At 47.6% G+C, this 16,290-nt stretch carries 9 protein-coding genes; all 9 read left to right on the top strand.

The window, feature by feature from the left end; all coding sequences use genetic code 11:
• Positions 1-12 precede the first annotated feature (12 nt).
• The 9 genes from DWX43_RS27555 (at position 13) to rpoC (ending at position 16,106) form a co-directional block, all read left to right on the top strand.
• Entirely contained in the window at positions 13-144 is a 132-nt protein-coding gene (locus DWX43_RS27555) for a hypothetical protein (protein WP_279220790.1), read from the top strand.
• A gap of 14 nt (positions 145-158) precedes the next feature.
• Positions 159-1,688 (top strand): sodium/solute symporter, encoded by a 1,530-nt coding sequence (locus DWX43_RS11960; RefSeq protein ID WP_118620420.1) that lies wholly within the window; start codon positions 159-161, stop codon positions 1,686-1,688.
• 370 nt (positions 1,689-2,058) lie between these two features.
• Positions 2,059-3,180 carry a GntR family transcriptional regulator gene (locus DWX43_RS11955; protein WP_118620419.1) on the top strand — a complete coding sequence of 374 codons (1,122 nt, stop codon included), beginning with the start codon at positions 2,059-2,061 and terminating at the stop codon, positions 3,178-3,180.
• Between the two features lie 47 nt (positions 3,181-3,227).
• Positions 3,228-4,832 carry an FGGY-family carbohydrate kinase gene (locus DWX43_RS11950; protein ID WP_118620418.1) on the top strand — a complete coding sequence of 535 codons (1,605 nt, stop codon included), beginning with the start codon at positions 3,228-3,230 and terminating at the stop codon, positions 4,830-4,832.
• A gap of 15 nt (positions 4,833-4,847) precedes the next feature.
• Positions 4,848-5,534 (top strand): L-ribulose-5-phosphate 4-epimerase, encoded by a 687-nt coding sequence (locus tag DWX43_RS11945; RefSeq protein ID WP_118620417.1) that lies wholly within the window; start codon positions 4,848-4,850, stop codon positions 5,532-5,534.
• Between the two features lie 112 nt (positions 5,535-5,646).
• Positions 5,647-7,143: an L-arabinose isomerase gene (gene araA / locus DWX43_RS11940; RefSeq protein WP_109732710.1), complete on the top strand. Its 1,497-nt coding sequence runs from the start codon at positions 5,647-5,649 to the stop codon at positions 7,141-7,143.
• A 142-nt stretch (positions 7,144-7,285) separates the two neighbouring features.
• Complete coding sequence (locus tag DWX43_RS11935; protein WP_118620416.1) at positions 7,286-8,464, top strand: M20 family metallopeptidase; 1,179 nt, start codon at positions 7,286-7,288, stop codon at positions 8,462-8,464.
• Positions 8,465-8,604: 140 nt separating this feature from the next.
• Positions 8,605-12,462 carry a DNA-directed RNA polymerase subunit beta gene (locus DWX43_RS11930; RefSeq protein ID WP_118620415.1) on the top strand — a complete coding sequence of 1,286 codons (3,858 nt, stop codon included), beginning with the start codon at positions 8,605-8,607 and terminating at the stop codon, positions 12,460-12,462.
• A 14-nt stretch (positions 12,463-12,476) separates the two neighbouring features.
• Positions 12,477-16,106: a DNA-directed RNA polymerase subunit beta' gene (gene rpoC, locus DWX43_RS11925; RefSeq protein ID WP_109732707.1), complete on the top strand. Its 3,630-nt coding sequence runs from the start codon at positions 12,477-12,479 to the stop codon at positions 16,104-16,106.
• Positions 16,107-16,290 lie beyond the last annotated feature (184 nt).

Below are 16,290 nucleotides of genomic sequence, written 5' to 3'. Positions count from 1 at the left end.
AGGAGGGTCTATATGAATAATATTCCGTTTTTAGGTTCCATATACCCATTTACAACAGGGACTTGGATTACTGTAGCATTCTGGTGGCTGCTGTTTGTATCAATTATAGCGGCGGCGGTGATTTCCATTAAGTTTATGGATTGAGCGGGAGGTGCGGTATGGATTATAAAATCATTTATGCACTTGCACTCATCGCGTACACATTTATTATGTTGTTCATAGGATTTAAGGCTTTTAAGGCAACCAAATCGCTGGAGGACTTCTATATTGGGGGAAGGAAGATCGGTGTATGGGTAATTGCTTTTGCATATGTCTCTACATGGAACAGTGCCGTGACATATGTAGGCTTCCCGGGAAATGCCTATAAGATGGGAATGCCAATGATCGCCAGCGGGATTCTAAGTGCTATATTTGCCGGTTTTATCGGATGGCTGCTCATGGCAAGAAGACTGAGAATCCAGTCAACAAAGCTGCATTCCTTAACGATCCCCGATTATCTGGAAGCGAGATATAAAAGTTACGGGGTAAGAATTTTGTCTACGATTGCAATTCTGATTTTCAGCGGGATTTACCTCGTGGCTCAATATGCGGCAGTGGCATATATACTTCAGATATATTTTGGGCTATCCTATGGGGTCAGTGTACTGATCATGGCGGTTACTATCGGAATTTACACATCAGTCGGCGGATATCTGGCGGTCGTGTGGACGGATCTGATCCAGGGAATCATTATGACCATTGTCGCGGTCAGTGTTCCGATCTTCTGTCTGGTGGCGTTGGGAGGATGGAATGAGATTAATGTCACGCTTGCAACGAATGTGAGTCCTGCCTTCAATGAAATTCCGGGACTGATGGGGCCGCTTATGTTTTCGTATATGGCATTTTATACACTGGGCAGCATTGGGTCACCTCAGCTAACAGTTAAGTTTTTCAGCATCCGGGATAAGAAAGTGTGGAAATACGGTCTTCTGCTGATTACACTTGTATTGGCAGTCCAGACACCGGGTATGGCATTCAGTGGTGTGGCAACAAGGGCTGCTGTTGAGAAGGGACTGATGTCCGGTGCGGTAATTGCGCAGAATGCTGATTTTACAATGCCGGCGCTAATGACCACATTTGCTCCTAAGATATTGAGTATTTTATATCTGGTAGGGGTGTTCGGGGCATCTATGTCTACGGCGGATTCTTTACTGCTGACATCTAGTACGGCACTGGTAAGAGATCTGATGCAGAAGGGCCTGCGTATTGAGATGGAAGATAAAAAAGTCCAGAAGCTGACATCAATTGCAACACTGGCAATTACGGCGGTTACGGCGGTGCTGTCTCTGATGGACCTGCCTATGGTCGTAATGATTTCGGTTATGCAGCTGACTGTTGTGGGGGCCGCATTTATGCCTTCCCTCGTTTTCGGAATTTGGTGGAAAAAGGGAACAAAGACGGCAAGTCTTGTGTCGATAGCCTCAGGGCTGGCGGTTCCGATATTGTTGTTTACAGTATTTTCAAAGTATAATCCATTTGGCCATCCGTTTTGGCCGTCAATCATCATTTCGTTTGGGTCATATGCGATATGCAGTAAATTCAGTAAACCACTGCCTGAGAAATTTGTGAATGATCTGTTTGCATATAAAGAATGGGAAGAACAGGAGGCAGAATGGAGTAAAGAAGGTGTCAGTGCAAATGAAAAATAAGATACCAGAATAATAGAAATTGTCTTTTTGGCGGAAGCACAGAATCTATATCCAGCATCTTATTTCACTAATATAATATACATGGGGCAAACACTTTGTCAATCAAATGAGAGAGAAATGCCCGGGAAGAGAGCCTTTTTAGCAGATTTTATGTTATCTCTGCAGGAAAGGTTCTCTTTGTGTTTGTGGGATAGAAAAAGTTGTATATATACAACTTACGACATTTTGTTCACGAATTACAAAAAATGAGCAAAAAGTTGTATGTACATTTGTCAAACAATCCGTCTTGAATTTGGCAGGGCTGTATAGTACAGTAGTAGTAAAGAAGTTTGGATGAAATACCATTCAAAAGACGCAAGGAGCAGTTTTTATGGCGGAAGAAAAAGCAAAATATGAAGAGATCGCCGACTGTATCATGGAAGAGGTAAGGGCAGGGACCTTGCAGCCTGGGGAGAAGATCTATTCTGAAAATGAACTGGTTGCCATGTTTGGCGTGAGCCGTCAGACAGCCCGGCATGCGGTATCCGTACTGGAACAACGGGGGGTTGTGAGACGGAAGCGTGGAAGTGGGACTTACATCAGCGGGGGAGAAAAAACGGACAGGTCCGGCAGGACGATGCGGATCGCAATCATGACAACCTACGTGGATGAGTACATTTTCCCGAGTATGCTTAAAGAGATGGAGGGACGGCTTTCCCGGGCTGGATATGCTCTTCAGATTGCGTTTACCCACAACACGGTTGAGAAAGAACGCATGATACTAAAAGGTTTCCTGAAAGAAGGAACAGTCGACGGGATTATCGCAGAGCCGACGAAAAGCGGCCTGCCGAATCCAAATCTGGAGATTTACCGGGAACTGGAGCGGAAGAATATCCCGGTGCTGTTTTTGAATAGTTCTTATCCGGAGCTGGATGCGGTACATGTGAGTCTGGATGATTATCTGGCGGGGAAGATGGTGACGGAACACCTGCTGCAGTGCGGTCACCGGAAGATAGCCGGCATTTTCAAATCAGACGACGGCCAGGGGCATAAGCGCTATGCCGGTTATATGGACGCGCTGATGGAGCAGGAGATTAAAGTGAAAGGCACACGGATTGCATGGTTCGATACATGTGAACTGAAAGAAATGAAGGAAGATGCCGCAAGATATTTAAGAAGGATTTCGAATTGTACGGCCTGTGTCTGTTACAACGATGAAGTGGCCAGCCAGCTGGTAGGTATCTGTAAAGAGGCGGGGGTTCGAATTCCGGAGGATCTTTCTATCGTAGGAATCGATAATTCCGATCTGGCGGGAAGATGTGAGATCCCGCTGACCTCGGCCCGGAACCCGGTGAAGGAACTGGCGGGGATTGCAGCAGCCAGGATGCTGGAAATGCTGCAGGGATCGTGCGGGGAAGAGAGTGTGGAACTAAAGCCGGAACTGGTAATCCGTAAGTCAGTCCGTATTCTCGCAGAACCTGAAGAACTGGGTACGGCAGCCCGCAGTAAATAATAGGAAGCAAATAACAAATTTAAATAATTTAAGCAGGAGGAAAGCATATGAGTGATTTAAACAATGTGAAAAATGAAATTCTGGAGGGCAGCACAACGCTCGGTATTGAGTTTGGATCAACAAGGATCAAGGCTGTTCTGATCGGTACGGACTTTACACCGATCGCATCCGGGAGTCATGACTGGGAGAACCGCTATGACAATGGTGTCTGGACCTACACAATGGAGGATGTATGGGAAGGTCTTCAGGATTGCTACAGGAAGATGAAGGAAGACGTTAAGGAGAAGTATGGTGTTACATTAAAACGTACGAAATCAATGGGATTCAGTGCCATGATGCATGGTTATCTCGCATTTGATAAAGACGGAAAACAGCTTGTCCAGTTCAGAACATGGAGAAACACGATTACAGGTGAGGCGGCAGCGAAGCTGACAGAACTCTTCCAGTATAACATTCCGCAGCGCTGGAGCATTGCGCATCTGTATCAGGCGGTTTTAAACGGGGAAGAGCACGTGAAAGATCTTGATTTTATCACAACACTGTCCGGCTATGTTCACTGGCGCCTGACAGGGAAGAAGGTTCTGGGTGTCGGCGATGCCTCCGGAATGTTCCCGATTGATACACAGAAAAAGGACTTCCAGGCAGACATGCTGGAGAAATTTGACACCCTTGTATCTGAGAAAGGATATCCGTGGAAAGTGAAAGAACTGCTACCAGAAGTTCTTGTGGCAGGGGAAGATGCAGGATGCCTCACAGAGGAAGGCGTGAAACTTCTCGACCCGGACGGGGACCTAGAGGCAGGGATACCAGTATGCCCGCCGGAGGGGGATGCGGGAACAGGCATGGCAGCTACGAACAGTGTGGCGGTCCGCACAGGAAATGTATCCGCTGGAACATCCGTATTTGCAATGATCGTATTAGAAAAAGAGCTTTCTAAAGTATACACAGAGATTGATATGGTTACCACGCCGTCAGGCGATCTGGTTGCGATGTCACATGCGAACAACTGTACTTCAGACCTGAATGCGTGGGTCGGGTTATTCAAAGAATTCGCAGAAGCATTCGGCATGGAAGTTAACATGAACCAGTTATTCTCAGTTCTCTACAACAAGGCACTGGAAGGAGACCCGGAATGCGGCGGTTTGTTATCCTACGGATATTATTCGGGAGAGAATATCATTGAATTAGATGAGGGTCGCCCATTGTTTGTCCGTATGCCTGACAGCAGATTTAACCTTGCAAACTTCATGAGAGTGCACCTGTTTGCAGCGCTTGGTGCCCTGAAAGTGGGAATGGATATTCTGACAAAGGAAGAGTATATCAAGATTGACAAGATATTAGGTCATGGCGGCCTGTTTAAGACAAAAGGCGTGGGACAGAGAATCATGGCGGCTGCGATGAACGCACCTGTTTCCGTCATGGAGACGGCCGGGGAAGGCGGAGCATGGGGGATTGCCCTTTTGGCAGCTTATAGTGTGTGGAAAGAGGATAAGGAGACACTGGACCACTACCTGTCCGAAAAAGTATTTGGCGGCAACGAAGGTACAAAGATGGAGCCGGATGCAAAAGACGTGAAAGGATTTGAGACCTTTATTGAAAGATATAAAAACGGGCTTGACATTGAACGTTCCGCAGTTCTTAACATGAAATAGCAGGAGGAGACAAAGATGCTGGAAAAATTAAAACAGGAAGTATACGAGGCGAACATGCTGCTCCCGAAATACGGACTGGTAACATTCACGTGGGGCAATGTCAGCGGGCTGGATGCGGAATCCAAACTTTTCGTAATCAAGCCGAGCGGCGTCGAATATGACAGGCTAACCCCTGACGATATGGTAGTCATGGACCTTGACGGGAACAAGGTGGAAGGAAAGTACAACCCGTCATCCGATACCGAGACCCATATCGAGCTTTACAAAGCATTTCCCGAGATTGGGGGAATCGTACATACACACTCCGCATGGGCGACAAGCTGGGCCCAGGCCGGAAGAGGAATCCCCTGCTACGGGACTACACAGGCGGATTATATGTACGGAGAGGTTCCGTGTGTAAGGAATCTGACAAAAGAAGAAATTGACGAAGCATACGAAAAAAACACGGGAGTTCTAATAGTAGATTACTTTAAGGGCAAAGATTATATCGCCGTTCCCGCCGTACTGTGCAAGAATCACGGTCCGTTTACATGGGGCAAGGATGCACATGAGGCGGTGCATAATGCGGTTGTATTGGAAGAAGTGGCTAAAATGGCGGCCCGCACCGAAATGATCAATCCGGATGTGAAGCCGGCTCCACAGGAACTTCAGGATAAACACTATTATAGAAAACACGGGGCGAACGCATACTACGGACAATAAATACAGACAATTCTGAAAACGGAGGGCAAGGGGGTCAGACCCCTCTGAAGAGGGGTCTGACCCCCTTGCTCCCGAAAGTCTGAATATTCAGAAATTTAGGAGGATGAAAGAAATGCAGCAGAAACAGTACAAATTTTGGTTTTGCACAGGATCACAGGATTTATATGGGGATGAGTGTCTTGCACATGTTGCGGAACATTCTAAACAGATTGTGGAATCGCTGAATGATTCCGGGATGCTTCCGTATGAGGTAGTATGGAGACCGACTCTCATTACGAATGAGCTGATTAGGAAGACATTCAACGAGGCGAATACAGATGAAAGCTGTGCGGGTGTGATTACATGGATGCACACGTTTTCGCCTGCGAAGTCATGGATTCTCGGACTTCAGGAGTACAGGAAACCTCTGCTCCATCTGCATACGCAGTTCAATCAGGAAATCCCGTATGATACGATTGATATGGATTTTATGAATGAAAACCAGTCAGCACATGGTGACAGGGAGTATGGCCATATCTTCAGCCGACTCCAAATGGAGAGAAAAGTGATCGTAGGCTTCTGGGGTGACAAGGCAGTGCAGGCAGAGATCGGTTCATGGATGCGTACTGCGGTTGGTGTGATCGAGAGCAGCCATATCCGCGTGATGCGTATTGCGGATAACATGAGAAATGTTGCTGTTACAGAAGGTGACAAAGTGGAGGCCCAGATTAAGTTCGGCTGGGAAGTCGATGCATACCCGGTTAATGAGATTGCCGAAGCTGTGGCGCAGGTATCTCAGGCAGACATTAATGCACTTGTAGAAGAGTACTATGATAAATACGAAATTCTTCTGGAAGGAAGAGACGAAAAGGAATTCAGAGAGCATGTAGCCGTACAGGCAGGTATTGAAATCGGATTCGAAAGGTTCCTGACGGAGAAAAACTATCAGGCAATCGTTACACATTTTGGTGACCTTGGAAGCCTGAAACAGCTTCCGGGACTTGCAATCCAGCGGCTGATGGAAAAAGGCTACGGCTTCGGAGGAGAAGGTGACTGGAAGACAGCTGCTATGGTACGTGTCATGAAGATCATGACAGAGGGAATGAAGGACGCAAAGGGTACCTCCTTTATGGAAGACTATACATATAATCTGGTACCGGGCAAGGAAGGAATCCTTCAGGCACACATGCTGGAAGTGTGCCCGACGATCGCAGACGGTCCTGTCAGCATCAAGGCACAGCCTCTTAGCATGGGTGACAGAGAAGATCCTGCCCGCCTTGTGTTTACTGCAAAAGAAGGACCTGCGATTGCAACTTCACTGATCGATCTTGGGGACAGATTCCGTCTCATCATTAACGACGTAGACTGTAAAAAGACAGAGAAACCAATGCCGAAATTACCGGTAGCGACAGCGTTCTGGACGCCGCAGCCGAATCTGAAGACAGGTGCACAGGCATGGATACTGGCAGGCGGGGCACACCATACGGCATTCTCCTATGACCTGACAGCAGAACAGATGGGAGACTGGGCGGCAGCAATGGGTATCGAGGCTGTTTATATTGATAAAGACACAACCATCCGTCAGTTTAAGAATGAATTGTTCTGGAATGCAGCAGCATTCAGAAGATAAGGCTATATAGCAGCCGGGATCCCGGCAGAAAGCAGGCAGGAGTAAAACCCTGTCTGTTTTTTACTGCAAAGGCCCGCCTTTCATTGCAGGGGCGGCCGTGTTATACTATAGAAACAGTTGATTATCAGGAGAGTGATATAAAATGAATACAACCATCTTTGACGCAGTAACATTAACACAGCAGCTGATTCGCATAGAGAGCACCAATCCAGGGACCTATGAGGAGGAAATAGGCACCTTCATATCTGATTATCTGAAGGGAGCAGGCGTTGAACCAGAGCGTTCTGAAGGAGAAGACGGCCGCTTTAATATCAGGGCGGTAATAAAAGGGCGTAAGAAAACACCGGCGCTTGTTTTTATCTGTCATATGGATACAGTAGTCACAGGAGATGGATGGAAAAAAAATCCATTTTCCGGGGAGATTCAGGACGGCAGGATTTATGGAAGAGGTGCATGCGACATGAAATCTGGTCTGGCGTGTGCGCTCACGGTTTTTGCGGAAATGGCACGGGTGGTAAAAGAGGGCGCTGTCGTGCCTGAATACCCGCTCATGTTTATCGGAACATCCGATGAGGAAGGGGACATGACGGGGGTGGAAAGAGTGGTTGCTGAACAGTGGGTGACAAAGAATGACTGGATCGTGGATATGGAGCCCACTGACGGGAACATCCAGATGTCCCACAAGGGTCGGACATGGTTTGAAGTGGAAGTAAAGGGCGTGACCGCACATGCAAGTATGCCGGAAAAGGGGGCGGACGCCATTGCGGGAATGGCAGCTGTACTTACTTATATAAGAAGTAAAATAAAAAAATGCCCTGTACACGAAGAACTCGGGCCTTCTACCGTCACCTTCGGGCAGATTGGCGGCGGGTACAGCCCCTACGTTGTTCCAGACAGCTGCAGGGCAACGATTGATATGCGGCTGGCCCCGCCGATGAACACGGAAAAAGCGGCAGACCTGGTACAGTCGGCCATCCGCTACGGAGAAGAACAGGTGCCCGGTGTACATGGAAGCTATAGAATCACTGGTGACAGGCCGAGCGTAGAGACACATGAAGATTCAGTCCTCTTGAAAGAGCTGGAAAAGGCAGTGGAGGAAACGACGAAAACGCCCCCTGGGATCACTGTATTTCCTGGTTATACGGACACGGCGGTTATTGCCGGAAAGCTTGGAAACAGGAACTGTATGTCCTACGGGCCGGGCAGTTTACAGCAGGCCCATAAGCCGGATGAGTTCGTTAATACCACAGAAATCGACAGATGTCAAGAGGTTTTTCGGAAATTAGTAAGAAATATGTTGACAGCAGGAAGAGCTTTGTGATATAGTAAAAAATGCACTATTGTGGAAAGGTATGCCATTATAGTGACGATTTACTGTCACAGGGCTCTTTCCCGATATTACTGGAATTAACGAAGGGCGACTCGTAGCCCGCCAAAAAATATATGAGGAGTGAAACGTCAATGGAGAAAAACAGAATTCGTCCCATCACAAACGGAAAAAGTTCACGCATGAGCTATTCCAGACAAAAAGAAGTATTAGAGATGCCGAATCTAATCGAAGTCCAGAAAGACTCTTACCAGTGGTTTCTGGATGACGGACTGAAAGAGGTATTTGATGATATTTCCCCGATCACTGACTTCAGTGGACACTTAAGTCTGGAATTTGTCGATTTTACACTTTGCGAAGACGACGTAAAGTACACAATCGAAGAGTGTAAAGAGCGTGATGCAACATACGCTGCGCCTTTGAAAGTAAGGGTCAGACTTTACAACAAAGACAACGATGAGATTAACGAACATGAAATATTTATGGGAGACCTGCCGCTTATGACGAAGACAGGTACCTTTGTAATCAACGGTGCTGAGCGTGTCATCGTAAGCCAGTTGGTTCGTTCCCCTGGTATCTACTATGGGATAGCCCATGATAAGTTAGGTAAAGAACTTTACTCAGCAACAGTCATCCCAAACCGTGGTGCATGGCTGGAATATGAAACAGACTCCAATGACGTTTTTTATGTACGTGTAGATAGAACGAGAAAAGTGCCGATTACAGTATTGATCCGTGCACTTGGTATCGGAACGAATGCAGAAATCATCGACCTCTTTGGTGAGGAGCCAAAAATCCTTGCAAGTTTCGGCAAAGATACAGCCGAGAATTATCAGGAAGGTCTGCTTGAATTATATAAGAAGATACGGCCGGGCGAACCGCTTGCGGTAGACAGCGCAGAGAGCCTGATTACGAGTATGTTCTTCGATCCGAGGCGCTATGACCTGGCGAAGGTGGGACGATATAAGTTCAACAAAAAGCTGGCTTTAAAGAACCGCGTAACAGGACAGAGACTGGCAGAGGACGTTGCAAGCCCGCTGACAGGAGAGATTCTGGCGGAAAAAGGAACCGTGATTTCAAGAACACTTGCAGATGAGATTCAGAACGCAGCAGTGCCTTACCTGTGGGTAGAGGGAGAGGATGAATCACGCAATATTAAGATTCTTTCCAACATGATGGTTGACCTGCAGGCAGTTGTAGATATCGACCCGAAGGAAGTGGGAGTGACAGAACAGGTATATTATCCGGTACTGGCAGGACTTCTGGAAGAATCAGCAGGGGATATCGACGAACTGAAATCCATGATCCGCAGGGATATTCATGATCTGATTCCGAAGCATATTACAAAGGAAGATATTTTAGCTTCCATTAACTATAACATCCATCTGGAATACAGAATGGGTAATGACGACGATATCGACCATCTGGGCAACAGACGTATCCGTGCTGTCGGAGAACTTCTCCAGAACCAGTACAGAATTGGTCTGTCCAGACTGGAAAGAGTTGTCCGTGAAAGAATGACAACACAGGACCAGGAAGGCATTTCCCCGCAGTCACTGATCAACATCAAGCCGGTAACAGCGGCAGTTAAGGAGTTCTTTGGTTCTTCCCAGCTGTCACAGTTCATGGACCAGAACAACCCGCTTGGTGAGCTGACCCACAAGAGACGTCTCTCAGCACTGGGACCAGGAGGTCTGTCAAGAGACCGTGCCGGATTCGAGGTTCGTGACGTTCATTATTCCCATTATGGAAGAATGTGCCCGATCGAGACTCCTGAAGGTCCTAACATCGGTCTGATTAACTCACTTGCTACCTATGCGAGAATCAACCAGTACGGTTTTGTGGAAGCCCCATACCGTAAGATTGACAAAACAGATCCGGAGAACCCGATTGTTACAGAAGAAGTTGTCTACATGACAGCTGATGAAGAAGATAATTATCACGTGGCACAGGCGAATGAGCCGCTGGATGCGGAAGGACATTTCATTCATAAGAATGTATCCGGCCGTTACCGTGAAGAGACACAGGAATATGAGAGAAGCAAGTTCGACTACATGGACGTTTCGCCTAAGATGGTATTCTCTGTGGCTACAGCCCTGATTCCTTTCCTGGAGAACGATGATGCCAACCGTGCGCTGATGGGATCCAACATGCAGCGTCAGGCGGTTCCGCTTCTTACAACAGAAGCCCCGGTTGTCGGAACAGGTATGGAAGTGAAGTCTGCAGTTGACTCTGGTGTCTGCATCGTTGCAGAGAGAGCCGGTGTGATTGAGCGCTCCACATCAACAGATATCACAATCAGACATGATGACGGAACGAAGAAGACTTACAAACTGACGAAGTTCTTAAGAAGTAACCAGAGCAACTGTTACAACCAGAGACCAATCGTCGATAAAGGCGAAAGGGTAGAGGAAGGACAAGTAATTGCTGACGGTCCGTCCACGTCCAATGGGGAGATGGCGCTCGGAAAGAACCCTCTGATCGGTTTCATGACATGGGAAGGTTACAACTACGAGGATGCCGTTCTGCTGAGCGAAAGAATGGTTCAGGATGATGTATACACATCTGTGCATATTGAGGAATATGAGGCAGAGGCACGTGATACAAAGCTCGGGCCTGAAGAGATCACAAGAGATATACCGGGTGTCGGCGATGACGCGCTGAAAGACCTGGATGAAAGAGGTATCATCCGCATCGGGGCCGAGGTCCGCGCAGGAGATATCCTGGTCGGTAAAGTAACTCCGAAGGGAGAGACAGAACTGACAGCCGAAGAGAGACTGCTTCGTGCAATCTTCGGTGAAAAGGCGCGTGAAGTAAGAGATACTTCCCTGAAAGTGCCTCATGGTGAATACGGTATTGTCGTAGACGCCAAAGTATTTACAAGAGAGAACGGCGACGAGCTGTCTCCGGGAGTGAATCAGGCAGTCCGCATCTATATTGCGCAGAAGAGAAAGATTTCTGTAGGTGACAAGATGGCCGGCCGTCATGGTAACAAGGGTGTTGTTTCCCGTGTACTTCCGGTAGAAGATATGCCGTATCTTCCGAACGGGCGTCCTCTGGACATCGTTCTGAACCCGCTGGGTGTGCCTTCCCGTATGAATATCGGACAGGTACTTGAGATTCACTTAAGCCTCGCGGCAAGAGCATTAGGATTTAATATCTCTACGCCAGTCTTCGACGGTGCGAACGAGATTGATATTATGGATACCCTGGATCTGGCAAACGATTACGTGAATCTGGAATGGGAAGAATTCGTGGAGAAACACGGCGAAGAGCTCCTTCCGGAAGTTCTGGAATATTTGTCTGACAACAGAGAACACAGAAAACTGTGGAAGGGAGTCCCACTGTCACGCGACGGAAAGGTCCGCTTAAGGGACGGCCGTACCGGAGAGTATTTCGACAGCCCGGTTACAATCGGACACATGCACTACCTGAAGCTTCATCATCTGGTAGATGATAAGATCCACGCCCGTTCTACAGGTCCTTACTCACTGGTTACACAGCAGCCATTGGGTGGTAAGGCACAGTTCGGCGGACAGCGTTTCGGAGAGATGGAGGTTTGGGCACTGGAAGCATATGGTGCATCCTATACTCTGCAGGAAATCCTGACTGTGAAGTCAGATGACGTTGTCGGACGTGTGAAGACCTATGAAGCAATCATTAAAGGCGAGAACATCCCTGAACCGGGAATTCCGGAGTCCTTCAAGGTACTTTTAAAAGAGCTTCAGTCACTGGCACTGGATGTACGAGTGCTGCGTGATGACAATACAGAAGTAGAGATTATGGAAACTGTAGATTTCGGCGAGACCGATCTGCACTCTATTATCGAAGGTGACAGAAGATACCGTGATGAAGATGAACCTCTCGGGGAACATGGATTCACAGAACAGGAATTTGTTGGGGAAGAACTTGAGGATGTGGAACCTGAGGACGATGAATTCGAAGACGATGCAGAGCTCGACTTTGATGAATTTATAGATGACGAAGAATAGGAGGAGCCATTTATATGCCAACAAGTAACAATGAACAACAATACCAACCATTGACTTTTGATGCAATCAAAATCGGGCTGGCTTCACCGGAAAAAATTATGGACTGGTCAAGAGGTGAGGTAACCAAGCCGGAGACCATTAACTATAGAACACTGAAACCTGAGAAGGACGGACTTTTCTGTGAGCGTATTTTCGGACCAAGCAAGGACTGGGAGTGCCACTGCGGTAAGTACAAGAAGATTCGTTACAAAGGTGTTGTCTGCGACAGATGTGGTGTTGAAGTAACAAAAGCCTCCGTACGCCGTGAGCGTATGGGGCACATCGCACTGGCAGCGCCGGTTTCCCATATCTGGTACTTTAAAGGAATCCCGAGCCGTATGGGACTGATTCTGGATATTTCTCCGAGAACACTGGAGAGAGTGCTGTATTTTGCTTCTTATATCGTACTCGATAAAGGAGAAACTGACTTACAGTACAAACAGATCTTATCCGAGGCAGAGTATCAGGAAGCAAAAGAAAAATGGGGCTATGGCTCATTCCGTGTCGGAATGGGGGCTGAGTCCATTCAGGAACTGCTCCAGTCTATTGATCTGGAAAAGGAATATGCAGAACTGCAGGCTGGCCTGACCAACGCAACAGGACAGAAGCGTGCAAGAATCGTAAAACGTCTGGAAGTAGTAGAAGCATTCCGTGAATCCGGCAACAAACCGGAGTGGATGATTCTGACAGCTATTCCGGTTATCCCGCCGGATTTACGTCCGATGGTACAGCTGGACGGCGGACGTTTCGCAACATCTGACTTAAATGATTTATACAGAAGAATTATCAATAGAAATAACCGTCTTAAGAGACTCCTTGAACTGGGAGCCCCGGACATTATCGTGCGTAACGAGAAACGTATGCTGCAGGAAGCTGTTGATGCGCTCATTGACAACGGCCGCCGCGGCCGCCCGGTTACAGGCCCCGGAAACAGGGCGCTGAAATCCTTATCTGACATGCTGAAAGGTAAATCCGGACGTTTCCGCCAGAACCTGCTCGGAAAACGTGTTGACTATTCAGGACGTTCCGTTATTGTCGTAGGGCCGGAACTGAAGATCTACCAGTGCGGTCTGCCGAAAGAGATGGCAATCGAGCTGTTCAAGCCTTTTGTTATGAAAGAGCTGGTTGCAAACGGAACCGCGCATAACATCAAAAATGCAAAGAAGATGGTGGAAAGACTTCAGACGGAAGTATGGGATGTACTCGAGGAAGTTATCAAAGAGCATCCGGTTATGCTGAACCGTGCCCCCACACTTCACAGACTTGGTATTCAGGCATTTGAGCCTATCCTTGTAGAAGGTAAAGCGATCAAGCTGCACCCGCTCGTATGTGCTGCCTACAATGCCGATTTCGATGGGGACCAGATGGCCGTCCATGTACCGCTGTCTGTAGAAGCACAGGCTGAGTGCCGTTTCTTACTGCTCTCACCGAACAACCTGCTGAAACCATCCGATGGTGGTCCGGTTGCCGTTCCTTCACAGGATATGGTACTTGGTATCTACTACCTGACACAGGAAAGACCTGGTGCCAAAGGTGAAGGCATGTTCTTCAAGAGTACGAATGAAGCGATACTGGCATACGAAAATGGTTATGTAACATTGCATTCCAGAATCAAAGTCCGTGTGTCAAAGATGATGCCTGACGGAACCGAGAAGACGGGTGTGATAGAGGCAACAGTAGGAAGGCTTCTGTTCAATGAAATCATTCCTCAGGACCTCGGATTCGTGGATCGTGAAGTGGAGGGCAATGACCTGATACTTGAGGTTGATTTCCATGTAGGTAAGAAACAGCTCAAACAGATCCTTGAGAAGGTTATTAATACACATGGTTCTACACAGACAGCAGAAGTGCTTGATAACGTAAAAGCGATCGGCTACAAGTTCTCTACAAGAGCGGCTATGACCGTATCTATTTCCGATATGACTGTGCCGCCGGAGAAGCCTCAGATGATCGAGGAAGCACAGAATACCGTTGACAGGATCACAAAGAACTACAAGCGTGGTCTGATCACCGAGGAAGAGCGTTACAAAGAAGTCGTTGAGACATGGAAGGCAACCGATGATAAGCTGACAGAGGCGCTGCTGTCCGGTCTTGATAAATATAACAACATCTTCATGATGGCTGACTCTGGAGCCCGTGGTTCCGATAAACAGATCAAGCAGCTGGCAGGTATGCGTGGACTTATGGCCGATACAACGGGCCGTACAATCGAGCTGCCTATCAAGTCGAACTTCCGTGAAGGTCTGGACGTATTGGAGTACTTCATGTCTGCGCATGGTGCCCGTAAAGGTCTGTCTGATACAGCCCTGCGTACAGCCGATTCAGGATACCTGACAAGACGTCTTGTCGACGTTTCCCAGGAACTGATCATTCATGACAGCGACTGTGTGGAAGAAGGAAAAGAAATTCCGGGAATGTATGTCAAAGCATTCATGGATGGTAATGAAGAGATTGAGAGCCTTCAGGAGCGTATTACAGGACGTTTCTCCTGTGAGGATATTAAAGATAAAGATGGAAATGTCCTTGTAAAAGCAAACCACATGATTACTCCGAGACGTGCGGAGAAAGTCATGAAAAAGGGTGTGGATGCAAAGGGCAACCACTTAGAAAGCGTTAAGATCCGTACCATGCTTACATGTAAGTGCAAGAATGGTGTATGCTCCAAGTGTTACGGAGCGAACATGGCAACGGGAGAAGCAGTACAGGTCGGCGAAGCTGTCGGCATTATTGCTGCACAGTCCATCGGTGAGCCGGGTACACAGCTGACCATGCGTACATTCCATACGGGTGGTGTTGCCGGTGACGATATCACACAGGGTCTTCCTCGTGTCGAGGAGCTTTTTGAGGCAAGAAAGCCGAAAGGTCTTGCCATTATCACAGAGTTTGCAGGAACTGCAGTGATCAGCGATACAAAGAAGAAGCGTGAGATCATCGTAACAAATAGTGAGACAGGAGAGTCCAAGGCATACCTGATCCCGTATGGTTCCCGTATCAAGATACAGGACGGCGCGGTATTAGAGGCCGGAGACGAACTGACAGAAGGTAGCGTGAATCCTCATGATATCCTGAAGATCAAAGGCTTACGTGCCGTTCAGGATTATATGATTCAGGAAGTACAGCGTGTATACCGCCTGCAGGGTGTTGAGATCAACGATAAGCATATCGAGGTTATTGTGCGCCAGATGCTGAAGAAGATTCGTATCGAGGAGCGCGGTGATTCCGAATTCCTGCCGGGTACAATGGCAGATGTGCTGGAATTCAATGAAGTGAATGAACAGCTTGAAGCAGAAGGCAAAGAGCCGGCAACGGGCGAGCAGATTATGCTTGGTATCACAAAAGCATCCCTTGCAACAGATTCCTTCCTGTCGGCAGCATCCTTCCAGGAGACAACAAAGGTTCTGACGGAAGCTGCAATCAAGGGTAAAGTTGACCATCTGGTCGGACTGAAAGAAAATGTAATCATCGGTAAGCATATTCCGGCTGGTACAGGTATGAGAAAGTACCGTGATGTTAAACTGAGCACGGAATTTGAAATGGATGACGAGATAGACTTTGACGAAGAACTAGATATTGAGGAAGAACTGGTACTTGCAGAAGAAGAATAGAAAAAGGAGCTGACGGCTATTTAGCCGCCGGCTCTTTTTTTTACCTGCAGAGGTGAACAAAACAGACGGAAAATCACAGGGGAAACACTTGTAATATAAAAATATTTAACAAAAACTAACGGTTATCTTGTGTTTACGTCAGGAATAAAGTATGATTAAACTAGCTTGAATTTGAGGGGGCGGT

It is taken from the genome of Clostridium sp. AF19-22AC, assembly GCF_003479085.1.
In the GTDB taxonomy this organism is placed as follows: domain Bacteria; phylum Bacillota; class Clostridia; order Lachnospirales; family Lachnospiraceae; genus Faecalicatena_A; species Faecalicatena_A orotica.
The sequence above is the reverse complement of the archived record's forward strand: the minus strand, read 5'-3'. Positions and strand labels throughout refer to the sequence as shown.

Excerpts from the sequence above, each read along its gene's own strand:
- DWX43_RS27555 (WP_279220790.1), top strand. The coding sequence starts at position 13 with ATGAATAATATTCCGTTTTTAGGTTCCATATACCCATTTACAACAGGG.
- DWX43_RS11960 (WP_118620420.1), top strand. The coding sequence starts at position 159 with ATGGATTATAAAATCATTTATGCACTTGCACTCATCGCGTACACATTT.
- DWX43_RS11955 (WP_118620419.1), top strand. The coding sequence starts at position 2,059 with ATGGCGGAAGAAAAAGCAAAATATGAAGAGATCGCCGACTGTATCATG.
- DWX43_RS11950 (WP_118620418.1), top strand. The coding sequence starts at position 3,228 with ATGAGTGATTTAAACAATGTGAAAAATGAAATTCTGGAGGGCAGCACA.
- DWX43_RS11945 (WP_118620417.1), top strand. The coding sequence starts at position 4,848 with ATGCTGGAAAAATTAAAACAGGAAGTATACGAGGCGAACATGCTGCTC.
- araA (WP_109732710.1), top strand. The coding sequence starts at position 5,647 with ATGCAGCAGAAACAGTACAAATTTTGGTTTTGCACAGGATCACAGGAT.
- DWX43_RS11935 (WP_118620416.1), top strand. The coding sequence starts at position 7,286 with ATGAATACAACCATCTTTGACGCAGTAACATTAACACAGCAGCTGATT.
- DWX43_RS11930 (WP_118620415.1), top strand. The coding sequence starts at position 8,605 with ATGGAGAAAAACAGAATTCGTCCCATCACAAACGGAAAAAGTTCACGC.
- rpoC (WP_109732707.1), top strand. The coding sequence starts at position 12,477 with ATGCCAACAAGTAACAATGAACAACAATACCAACCATTGACTTTTGAT.